This is a genomic window from Colwellia sp. E2M01 (assembly GCF_018860585.1).
Lineage (GTDB): Bacteria > Pseudomonadota > Gammaproteobacteria > Enterobacterales > Alteromonadaceae > Colwellia.
Window position 1 is genome coordinate 1 of sequence record NZ_JAHKPR010000082.1, and the last position, 11,619, is coordinate 11,619.

General features: G+C 36.2%; 13 protein-coding genes and 1 riboswitch. Of the genes, 5 read left to right on the forward strand and 8 right to left on the reverse strand.

The window, feature by feature from the left end:
• Positions 1-102: 102 nt before the first annotated feature.
• The 8 genes from KO502_RS15555 to KO502_RS15590 form a co-directional block, all read right to left on the reverse strand.
• Positions 103-498, reverse strand: coding sequence for a DUF2513 domain-containing protein (locus KO502_RS15555; protein WP_216023490.1), 396 nt, complete (start codon positions 496-498; stop codon positions 103-105).
• Positions 499-1,743: 1,245 nt separating this feature from the next.
• A complete protein-coding gene (locus KO502_RS15560) occupies positions 1,744-2,145 on the reverse strand; it encodes a hypothetical protein (protein ID WP_216023491.1) in 402 nt (133 codons plus the stop codon).
• Between the two features lie 116 nt (positions 2,146-2,261).
• Complete coding sequence (locus KO502_RS15565; protein WP_216023492.1) at positions 2,262-2,765, reverse strand: hypothetical protein; 504 nt, start codon at positions 2,763-2,765, stop codon at positions 2,262-2,264.
• 482 nt (positions 2,766-3,247) lie between these two features.
• Positions 3,248-3,568: a hypothetical protein gene (locus tag KO502_RS15570; protein WP_216023493.1), complete on the reverse strand. Its 321-nt coding sequence runs from the start codon at positions 3,566-3,568 to the stop codon at positions 3,248-3,250.
• A 117-nt stretch (positions 3,569-3,685) separates the two neighbouring features.
• Positions 3,686-4,024: a hypothetical protein gene (locus KO502_RS15575; RefSeq protein ID WP_216023494.1), complete on the reverse strand. Its 339-nt coding sequence runs from the start codon at positions 4,022-4,024 to the stop codon at positions 3,686-3,688.
• Between the two features lie 494 nt (positions 4,025-4,518).
• Positions 4,519-4,725: a hypothetical protein gene (locus KO502_RS15580; RefSeq protein ID WP_216023495.1), complete on the reverse strand. Its 207-nt coding sequence runs from the start codon at positions 4,723-4,725 to the stop codon at positions 4,519-4,521.
• Positions 4,726-5,259: 534 nt separating this feature from the next.
• Positions 5,260-5,949: a hypothetical protein gene (locus KO502_RS15585; protein ID WP_216023496.1), complete on the reverse strand. Its 690-nt coding sequence runs from the start codon at positions 5,947-5,949 to the stop codon at positions 5,260-5,262.
• 155 nt (positions 5,950-6,104) lie between these two features.
• Positions 6,105-6,308: a hypothetical protein gene (locus tag KO502_RS15590; protein ID WP_216023497.1), complete on the reverse strand. Its 204-nt coding sequence runs from the start codon at positions 6,306-6,308 to the stop codon at positions 6,105-6,107.
• Positions 6,309-7,144: 836 nt separating this feature from the next.
• Positions 7,145-7,292: riboswitch (guanidine-I (ykkC/yxkD leader) on the forward strand.
• A gap of 99 nt (positions 7,293-7,391) precedes the next feature.
• Between KO502_RS15590 and KO502_RS15595 the strand changes: the two genes are divergently transcribed.
• The 5 genes from KO502_RS15595 (at position 7,392) to KO502_RS15615 (ending at position 11,549) form a co-directional block, all read left to right on the forward strand.
• Positions 7,392-8,435, forward strand: coding sequence for a putative urea ABC transporter substrate-binding protein (locus KO502_RS15595; RefSeq protein WP_216023498.1), 1,044 nt, complete (start codon positions 7,392-7,394; stop codon positions 8,433-8,435).
• 81 nt (positions 8,436-8,516) lie between these two features.
• Complete coding sequence (locus tag KO502_RS15600; protein ID WP_216023499.1) at positions 8,517-9,335, forward strand: ABC transporter permease subunit; 819 nt, start codon at positions 8,517-8,519, stop codon at positions 9,333-9,335.
• Positions 9,335-10,138 carry an ABC transporter ATP-binding protein gene (locus KO502_RS15605; protein ID WP_216023500.1) on the forward strand — a complete coding sequence of 268 codons (804 nt, stop codon included), beginning with the start codon at positions 9,335-9,337 and terminating at the stop codon, positions 10,136-10,138. Before KO502_RS15600 ends, KO502_RS15605 begins: the two co-directional genes overlap by 1 nt.
• Positions 10,138-10,848, forward strand: coding sequence for an urea amidolyase associated protein UAAP1 (locus KO502_RS15610; RefSeq protein ID WP_216023501.1), 711 nt, complete (start codon positions 10,138-10,140; stop codon positions 10,846-10,848). The genes KO502_RS15605 and KO502_RS15610 overlap by 1 nt, the downstream gene beginning before the upstream one ends.
• 62 nt (positions 10,849-10,910) lie before the next feature.
• A complete protein-coding gene (locus tag KO502_RS15615; RefSeq protein ID WP_216023502.1) occupies positions 10,911-11,549 on the forward strand; it encodes an urea amidolyase associated protein UAAP2 in 639 nt (212 codons plus the stop codon).
• Positions 11,550-11,619: the final 70 nt, after the last annotated feature.

The window sequence follows — 11,619 nt, forward strand, 5'->3', positions numbered from 1 at the left end:
TAAACTGACGCATAACGCCTCACTAAGAGGCAAATAATAGTTGGTTAAAATAAGCGACGGAGGAGCAAAAACCAACTGTTATTTGTCCTTTTAAGTGACTTGTTATGTGTTTTGTTCTAAATATTGAGTAGCTTTTTTTACTGCTACTTTTTTTGCTATATCAATGACTATTGATAACCCTTGCTCTTTGAAGTTATTAGTTATAGTTGCAAGAATATCAGGCTTATTTAAAGAGTTGGCAAAATCATGACCGTCACTAGATAAACGCCAAGGTTTAATATGCACCATATAATTATCCGATATTCCACGGACGCCTAAATTATCATTAGTTAAAGATCCAACTATCAAATCTTTGTCTTGTAAGATCTCCAAATGAAAAACTAATTTATGCTCATTATCCACACGTTGTTTTTTAAAATCATCCCATGTTACAAAAGGAAGATCTGAATCCAAAAACACATCGAGCATTTCTTTTAAATAAACATAGTCGATTCTCATAAATATCCTTACACACCCAACTCAAGAAACACATAACGCCCAAATAATGGGCTAAGTAATGTTGGCTAAAATAGTGAGGAACGAACGGTAGCCAACTGTTACGTGTCCCTGTTGATTTGCTTGTTAGTTGCGTTGTTTATTGAACACACAAAACTGACAAAAACTTACCATGCTTAAGAAATGGTAGGAAGCACTAAAAGCACCGCCGCAATACACACCAAAACGTAAACTTTGAGCCCTAAAAACTAAAGCTAAATAGATAACCTAAACGCGTAAGGCGAAAACTGGGTTTAGCAAAAGGGAAGGGGTAATTGAAAGGCACTTCCATTGCCAAACCAAAGATTGAACCACACACAAAATATCAAGTTGAGCACATAACGCGATAATAAAATTTACCGAATTATTGCGGACAACTAACGCTTTGCTCAGCGGCTAAGTATGGTTGGCTAAAATGCGCGAGGTACGAGCCGCAGCCAACTGTACGTGTCCGATGAAGCAACTTGTTATATGTTTACTGATTAGAAAACACATAACGTTTAAAAAATATAAAAGTTAGTAGAGTGGAATGAGTAGAACTAACAACGAACCACCACTTTGCCACTAACCATGAATTTGAGCCGCTAACACTTTTGTAAATGGATTCACCAAAACACGTTAGGCGAAAACTGTGTAGCCACACATTTAAAACTATTTGGCTGCGCTAAAACTTACCACGAAAAAGAACGAAGCAAGCGCAATATTTTTTACTAAAACACTAAAGCCACAACAAAATATTACTTGAACAAGTGGTGGCATATAACGCCCCAATAAGAGGCAAAAAATAGTTTGCTAAAATGTTGAGGAACGAAAACAGCAAACTGTTTTTTGTCCTGCTTGATTGGCTTGTTATGTGTGTTTTACATGGCAAACACTACACTTTTAAAACCCACAAAAGGTTTTAGCATGGAATGAGTAGAACTTAAAAACAGATCGTCACTCGCCACTAAACCTTGAATTTGAGCCTTAACGCTTTAGCTAATTATTCGCACTAAACAAATTAGGCGAAAACTCTGTAACCAAAAGCATAAACCAATTTTTATGCGCTAAAGTTACCACAACAAAGAAACGACACAAGCACAAACATTTTAAATTAAACGCCAAAGTCCAATAAAATATTATTCGAACAGTGGCGACACATAACGCCCCAATAAGGGGCTAAAAATTGTTGGCTAAAATCAGCGAGGCACGAGCGCGAGCCAACTGTTTTTAGTCCTGCTTGATTGGCTTGTTAGGTTTCAGTTTTATTGCTTTTTCCGCACTAATACAAGGGAAACCACCATAACCAATATATAATTCTGCTTTATTTAATATTTCATCCGAAAGATAAACGTTAGCACTTATTTTCTCGTATGCAGTTTGAAAGTTAACAGGAATTTCAAAATAGGGCTTTTCATAAGTTGAAATTCTTAACCGAGTTGCAGTAAAACTTTTATATTTTTCATCGGCTGTTATTTTTATATGCCACACATTGTTAGATATGTCTGGTCTAACTGAATTTTGGGATATTTCAACTTTAATTATCCCGTCAGGTATTACCTCACGATCATTCGTGCAAGCATAACTAAATGGAGCTACTAATATAAAAATGATTATTACTAATACTCTCAAAATAATCGCCCCTCCATGTTTGAAACCTAACGCCCTGTTAAGAGGCAAAATTTAGTTGGCTAAAATGTTGAGGAACGAAAACAGCCAACTGAATTTTGTCCTGCTTTAACAGCTTGTTAGCTTTCTATTTTTGCCAAATATTTTTTAATATCAAATGTTTCAAATTTGTGTTGAATATTTTGCTCTTCGGCATACTTATCGATGTAGTTTGCACATAATATTAAGTTAACCTGACTAGGTGTAATAATATACTTTAAATCTATAGGAAGTAATATTTCGTACCCTTCGTTACTTCTGTCAATTGTAATATTTGATACATCGGGATCATAAGGGATTGTGCAATAAGCAAGATTATCTTTAGGATTATCAAAGTAAAATAGAAATGATAACCTTTTAATATTCGCTTGATACTCCGATATATTTTTAATCCTACACTTAAAATAAACTATACTGCCTTCAAATTTTTCAATGCTTCCAAAAGTATGGAAAATTGGATTTGAAGTAACGAGCCTATCTTGTTTTTCTAAAGCAAAGCCTTCCGATTGTAACCTATACGTTTTATATGAATAAAAGGCTGCTGTGATAGCGGCTACACCTGCGATAAAAGTAATTAAGTCCATGATTCCACCAGAAAGCTAACGCCCAAATAAGCGGCTAATTGCAGTTGGCTAAAATAGTGAGGCACGAACGACAGCCAACTGTAATTTGTCCGTTTGATTGCCTTGTTAGTTGGTTGATAGTTAAACACATTTTATTCACCAACAACACTGAAATTTAATGGCGTAAGTAAGAACTAAAAAGCACCGCACAACTTGCCGCTAACCGTGAATTTGAGCCTTAACACTTTTGCTAATTGAATTTACAAACCGAGTTAGGCGAAAACTGTTTAGCAAAAAATATTGAACGCGTTAGTGTCAAAAAAGTTAGCCACATAAAAGAACGGAAACAAGCGCAGTTTATGCGAGATAACCACCCTATTTACACAAAATTATTCTTGAACAAGTTGTGCCAACTAACGCCCCGCTAAGAGGCAAAAAAAAGTTTGCTAAAATGTTGAGGAACGAAAACAGCAAACTGTTTTTTGTCCTGCTTGAGCGCCTTGTTAGCTGATTTTAAACCTTGAACTTACAATGTTTTCAATAATATATTGAAGTTCTAATTTTGAGTTCCCTGAATAATAACTTTCAATTTGACCAAATTCGATGAAAGTCCCCAAACAAAAACAACTATTTTCATCATCAAATATAATGCAATTATTCCCCATTATTGCAACAACCCAATTATGTTCATTTGCATAATCATCAGGGCAATCCCATATTTCTGGAATTGATAGTTTTATTAAACGCCAGAAACTTTTAGGTAAACCTTCAAGTAAAAATTCAGAATCATCTATGAGTCTCTGTAATTTTTCATCATCTATCATAGAACTCATTACCTCGATGAAAGTCAGCTAACGCCCAAATAATGGGCAAAAAATTGTTGGCTAAAATGTTGAGGAACGAAAACAGCCAACTGATTTTTGTCCCTGTTTATTTGCTTGTTAGCTAGCAATTATACAAGATTCCGCATTTGGTAATAATTTTTTCGCTTTTATAAAAAGACTTTCAAGCTCATCATTTGACGGCCAAATATCAACAGAATGACCGCTAGTATAAAACAAAGAAATACAATCAGCCTTTTGGATTTTAATAATTTTATTTTTAGGAATAATCAAAGGGGACATATTAAAAACTTTAGAAATGAAACCCATTTTTATCCCTATATTGTCATCTAAATCTATTAGTACTTTATCTGGTGAATTTAACCAATCAGATTTAGCTATATAGTTTATTAGCAACATGATAAAAATACTCATTGCACAAGTAATTAATATTGACACTAAACTCTCCTTGCTAGCTAACGCCACAATAAGCGGCAAATTGTAGTTGGCTAAAATAGTGAGGCACGAACGGCAGCCAACTGTAATTTGTCCGTTTGATTGCCTTGTTAGTTGGTTGATAGTTAAACATATTTTACTCACCAACAACACTGAAATTTAATTGAGCAAGTAAGAACTAAAAAGCACTGCACAACTTGCCACCAACCGTGAATTTGAGCCTTAACACTTTTGCTAATTGAATTTACAAACCGAGTTAGGCGAAAACTGTTTAGCAAAAAATACTAAACGATTTATTCACGAAAAAGTTAGCCACATAAAAGAACTGAGACAAGCGCGATTTATGTTAGTTAACCGCCCTGTTTACACAAAATTATTCTTGAACAAGTTGTGCCAACTAACGCCCTAATAATGGGCAAAAAATTGTTGGCTAAAATGTTGAGGAACGAAAACAGCCAACTGTTTTTTGTCCTTATTAATTAGCTTGTTATGTGTATTTACACAACACCTAATTTACTTAAAACATAGAGTAGACTAAAACCTACCATACAACCTGTTAAACCTAAGATAATCATTTTTCTAACGTATAGTTTATTAGGCGCATACCACTTTTTAAGAAAAAGCTCTGGTATATGCATTATTGAAATTCTACTGGAATAACCAGACTCTTTTAACGTTTGCACATTCACGGAGAAAGGAGCCATTAAAGTACCTACAAATAGGCTAATAAATGATAAAGATAATAGAATAAACAATAAAATTAGCATTTAACTCATAACCCTAGATACACATAACGCTTTGCTAATGGGCAAATAATACGTTTGCTAAACTGCGCGAAGCGCGAGCAAACTGTTATTTGTCCCTGTTGAGCAACTTGTTATATGCAACATTGGTAAAACCAAACTGTGCACGACTTAAAGTTGCCGTAATAATATAACCTGACCGTGAATTTTGAGCTACTCACTAAAGCCAGAATGAAATGAATAGCGTTGCCACCTTTGAAAAAGGTATAAAAGGCAGCGCTGATTCGTGACGCTAATTAACGATTTTAGCGAAAAAACAATAGTGATTTTGCTGTTAAACGTTTTATAAAGTGCCTAAATAAATTACTTTTAAGAAAAAAATCTTGGAAAGCATATAACGCCTCATTCAGAGGCAATAAAATAGCTGGTTAAAATTAGCGAGGCACGAGCAAAAACCAGCTGTTTTTTGTCCTGCTGAAATGACTTGTTATATCGCTATGATAAATGCTGCTCCGCAAAGCCCTGTACAAATAAAAGCATCATTTGAACTTGAGATTTATCATATTCACCATACTCTCCATGAGCTGCTTTATTTCGTATATGCGCCCAACTTGTTACTTGCTTTTGAGTTAATTTAGAATATACGGCTTGTTTTGTTAGTTCTGTATTTAAAGGTTCAATTGTTAACGGCGAACCATTAGGTTTTATTGTAGCTATTCCATTTTTGTCGCATAACTTCCTTAATCCGTCTTCTAATACGGCTCCAATTGTAACCGCAGCAGCATCCTTATAGCCTTCTGCTAATAAGTGCTCTCCAATCTCAAGGAAATCAGCAAATATGTCTGCTTGTAGCAACCCTTTAATGTTTCCAAGCAAATCATTTTCAACATCATGTTTAACAGTTAAAGTAATTCCATGAACCTGAGATATATGACCATACCAATTACTGTGAATTGTATAAAAACTATCTGTCGATATTGCTCTATTGTAATTATCAAAATGCTGACTATTGTCACCATATAGTTTCCGGATCAACTGCCCTATACGAGTTACCCAAGATGAAACACTTGCCAAATCACTTCCGCTTAATGAACTGCTAGCACTAGATGCTAACTGTACAATTTGCTCTCCTAAAGCTACGAGAGAGTTTATTTCATTTTTAATCGTAATATCTAATTGAGTCATCATACTTCCATTTATTGAATTAAGTGCTGAACCTTAAAGCGATATAACGCCTCGCTAAGAGGCAAAAAATAGTTGGTTAAAATAAGCGACGCAGGAGCAAAAACCAACTGTTATTTGTCCTTTTGAGTAACTTGTTATAGCTAAAAACTTGATGATTACCAAATACCTAAAAGCTCTAATGCGTAAATGACACCTATACCAAACATAGGAATGCTGCCAAATTTAAGCATTTGCTTTTTTTTAGCTAATTCCTCCGGTTCCATGCCGTCAGATTTCTTAATTTTTATATAACCATAGCCTTGGCATAAATTGTAAATACAAAGGCTAAAACCTGTAATCATCATTATTAAAGGGAACAAATATGCCTCCGGTATTGGTTTAGCTATAACAGTTTATTAGTAGGAAAAAATCCTCCTATCCACGGCAGGGGATTTTTCTTATTTTTATTTAATATTCACAGAGATTATTACAGAAGAACTTTTAAATCAACAAATTATAATTATCCATTAAACTGGTTGACGAGTGAAAGGAGGAAAAATTCCTGCTTTGTTGTAGAAAGCGTGATCAAGTGGAAACTGTATTTATATACAGTAAAGTTTTTTTGGCGGTAAAATAAAATATATACCTTACTGATAAATCCTACCCTGATGTTTTAACCAATAACCAATACGTTTCCTATTAGGATTGTAGTGTGACAATGCGTTATTCCACCTTTGTTTTGAATATGTTTCGAACGTAACGCGATGGATCAACTATTTACTATTAGTAATAAGTTTTAATTATCCTAATCACTCTAAAACTAATGTCGGCAATTCGCTATCAGAAGATTTAACACTGTCATTTTAAAAAGTCTTTCGGTACTTTTTAACAAATAAAACCTACTGCCGTATTTTTTTCTATCTTTATTTCGTTTCTACACTCATCTACTGTTTTAACAATTATCGTAATTATATTTGTCGCTTAAAAACAGATGCTCATACTTAGCGATGCATTTTTTGCATCACAAGTGTGTAAAATTAACGGTATACATAAATCACGCATGTTGATTTAATGAACCCACTGATATTGATCATTAACTAATTTACAGAATACTTAGCACAACACACTCGCTGAATATAAAACACAGCAGCGTATAAGCTAATAAAAATAACGTATGTAGTACAAGTCGTTAATAATGAAGTGTATCGAATACTACCGAACAGATATCTAGGGTTCCGGTTTAACTAACTTGGTAACAAGTGAATTAAATGTCTGGACCGAGAGTTATCAACCTGGTCACTGTATTGTCAAAATACAGTTTGCATTTGCAAAGGGTTACACGGAGGGATAAAAGCCCGGGAGGTCGTTATTAACCTCTTGTGCTATTTATAATTTACTCCATTTGAAGCTGTATTTTTCAAATGGAAAATGAACCTAACCTGTGTAACTTTTGGAGATGTCCCATGAATAAATTAAAACTACTACTTGTTTTAGCCGCTCTATTTACTTCTCAACAATCTTTTGCTGCAGAAACCAAAGACAAATTCTCTGTTTGTTGGTCTATCTACGTAGGTTGGATGCCTTGGGATTACGGCGATAGCTCTGGCATCATCAAAAAGTGGGCTGATAAATACGATATCGAAATTGATGTTGTACAGTTCAACGATTACATCGAATCAATTAACCAATACACTGCCGGACAATTTGATGCCTGTACCATGACCAATATGGACGCATTAACCATTCCTGCAGCAAGTTTTGTTGATAGCACCGCCTTAATTGTGGGTGACTACTCAAACGGCAACGACGGTATTGTATTAAAAGACAAAAAAACCTTAAAAGATATTAAAGGCCAGCAAGTAAACCTTGTTGAGTTAAGTGTTTCACATTACTTTTTAGCCCGTGCTTTAGAAAGTGTTGGCATGACAGAGCGTGATATTAAAGTAGTTAACACCTCTGACGCTGATATCGTTGCTGCCTATTCAAGTAAAGATGTAACCGCTGTTGTTACTTGGAACCCTGCCCTTTCAGAAATTACTCCACAACCTAGCGCAACTGAAGTTTATGACTCATCAAAAACACCAGGTGAAATTCTAGACCTAATGGTAGCTAATACTGAAACATTAAAAGCCAATCCTAATTTTGGTAAAGCTTTAGTGGGTGCTTGGTATGAAATTATGGAAAAAATGCAAGTAGACAGCAAAATCAGAACTGAAATGGCTGTAGCCTCAGGTACAGACTTAGCCGGTTACGACGCACAGCTTGCGACTACTAAAATGTTTTACACTCCGAAAGATGCAGTAACTTTCACTGCAGATAAGCAACTAGCGAAAACCATGGAATATGTAGCTAAGTTCTCTTTTAAACACGGTTTATTAGGTGAAAGTGCACCGGACTTTGGCTTTATTGGTATAGAAACACCAGCAGGCATTGTGGGTGATAAAAACAACGTTCAACTACGTTTTGACACTTCTTACATGCAAATGGCATTAGACGGCAAGTTATAAGCTTAGCTATATCAACCGTTATCATTTAAGTTGATATCCTCTTAAATGATAACGGCCATTTAACCCAAAGTAGGCATCCACATGAAACGTCTTATGAATATCGAGCCTTCGCCAGCGTTGCGTGGGTTCCTAACACTTTTACCTTTTATCTTGGCGCTATTCGCATATTCTATCGCTTCTGAAGCGCGATTGGCTGAAAACCCACACGATAAATTATTACCAAGTTTTACTCAGATTGTCGATGCGGTTGACCGTTATGCTTTTACCGAAAACAAACGCACCGGTGAATATTTATTATGGCAAGACACGGGTGCAAGTTTATATCGCATAGGTTTAGGTATAACCATTAGTGCCATTATTGGTTTGTTTATTGGCTTATGTAACGGCCTATTACCTATAGTGAGATCAGGATTGTCACCTTTTATTACCATTATTTCACTTATTCCACCGATGGCAATTTTACCCATTCTATTTATCACCTTTGGTTTAGACGAACTAGCTAAAGTAATGTTGATTATTATCGGTACCGCGCCGGTGATTATTCGCGATATGCAATCGCAAGTAATGCAATTACCAAAAGAACAATTAATTAAAGCACAAACCTTAGGCGCTTCAACCTGGTTAGTTACCCTACGTGTTGTGTTACCACAAATAATGCCGCGCCTTTTAGCTTCAGTTCGTTTAACGCTAGGTGCTGCTTGGTTATTCCTTATTGCTGCAGAAGCTATTGCCGCGCAAGAAGGTTTAGGTTACCGCATATTTTTAGTTCGTCGTTATATGTCGATGGACGTTATTTTCCCGTACGTAATTTGGATCACCACACTGGCATTTGCCATGGATTTCAGCTTACGCAAAATATCTGAGGTTTGTTTCCCTTGGTACCATCAAGGAGCGAAATAATGAGCTTTTTAGAAATTAAAAATGTATGGAAATCATACGGCGATGCACAAATTTTAGAGCGTCTTAACTTAACCGTTGAACAAGGTGAATTTGTTTCTATGGTTGGCGCTTCTGGTTGTGGTAAATCAACCTTCTTAAATATGCTACTGGGTAAAGAAAACCAAACCAAAGGCGAAATATTATTAGAAGGTAAACCGCTAATACAAGAGCCTGACGAAGAGCGCGGCATTGTATTTCAACGCTATTCGGTTTTTCCACATTTAACAGTTTTACAAAATGTGATGATTGCTGACGAGTTTTCAGCAGCTAAACTATTAGGTTTTGTTTTTGGTAAGAAAAAAGCCGAGATAAAAGCGAAAGCAGAAGAGTTTATTGCTGCGGTAGGCTTAACTCCAGCCCTCAATAAATACCCACATGAATTATCAGGCGGTATGCAACAGCGTTTAGCCATTGCTCAAGCGTTAATGAAAAAACCAAAAATATTATTACTTGATGAACCTTTTGGCGCGCTTGACCCAGGTATTCGCGCCGATATGCACGTGCTAATTCGTGATATTTGGAAAAAGAATAACTTAACCATTTTCATGGTAACCCACGATATTAAAGAAGGTTTTGAACTGGGTTCAAGAGTTTGGGTATTTGACAAATTACGTCACGATCCACAAGCACCTAATGCTTACGGTGCACAAGTAACTTACGACTTAGACATCGGCTCAGAAGGCAATAAATCTGATTCAAAAATGAAGATTGATGAACTCTCAGCTACAAGCAGTAATCCAATCATGCAAGAGGAACAAGCATAATGATTTTATACAAAGACACATTGCCCGGCGGTAAACACTGGTCAATGCGCATGCGTCGCGGTACCACATTAAAATTGGTTGACGTAACGGGCGGCGCCAATGTTGGCATGCTGTTTTACAACCCAGAAAACTTACTGGAACGTTACAACGCACCCGACACATTAAAATGCCAACACACTTTTAAATTAACCAAAGGTCACTGTTTATATTCAGATATGGGACGCATTTTTTGCTCAATTGTAGACGACAGCTTTGGCTGGCACGACACCCTTTGTGGTAACAGCCATGCTAAATCAATCACTAAACAATTTGGTAAACGTGATTATCAAAACAACCGTAACGACTGGCATCAAAATGGTAACGACGCGTTATTAATTGAAGCAACCAAATACGGTTTAAACAAACAAGATTTAGCCGCAAACCTTAACTTATTTAGCAAAATAACGCCTGATGACGAAGGTAAATTAAGTTATCCCGCAGAGCAATCTAAAGCAGGTGACTTCATTGAACTGCGTTTTGAAATGGACACCTTAGTGTTATTTCATACGTGTCCGCACCCGTTAAACCCGGCAACCGAATATCCGTACAACGACGTTGAATATCAAATTCTTAAATCTGATGAAGTGAGTGATGATGATTTTTGTAAAAACAGTTGTGATGAAAACCAACGTGGTTTTGAAAATAACCGTTTGTATCACCTTGGTTTATAAAGAGTCTTATAAATAGTCTTATAAAACACAGTTAAAAACAGATTAAGAACAGGAGAAAATTCATGATAGTAGAAAGTAAATTTACCGCCGAACAAGCCGTTTCAAGCGATACTGTAGATGCTGGCGATTACTATTTAAAAGTGGTTAAAAAAGGTCAAACCGTTCGTATTTTAGATATTGAAGGTAACCAAGCAGCTGATACCTTATTTTACAGCGCTGAAGATCCAGCAGAGCGTTATAGCGCAACCGACACAGTACGTGAACAAGGCGCAGTGTATTTAACAACGGGCAGCGTATTAATGTCGAATGACTGTAACCCAATGCTAAAAATTGTCGCGGATACCTGTGGTCGACACGACACTGTTGGTGGTGCTTGTGCAACAGAAAGTAACACAGTGCGTTACGCCTTAGAAAAAAAATGTATGCACGCATGTCGCGATAGTTGGTTATTAGCCATTGCTGAAAACCCAGAATTAGGTTTAACCAAACGTGATATTACCCACAACATCAACTTTTTTATGAACGTACCAGTAACTTCTGACGGCGGTTTAAGCTTTGCAGACGGTATTAGTGGTGCAGGTAAGTATGTTGAATTAGAAGCACTAATGGACACCATAATCTTAATTTCTAACTGCCCACAATTAAACAACCCATGTAACGCTTACAACCCTACGCCGGTTGAAGTACTTATCTGGAACTAAGCTATTTGTAAAATGAATATAAGCACATAAATAGCAATATCATTGAGGACGACCTCAGTGTAAAGAAATC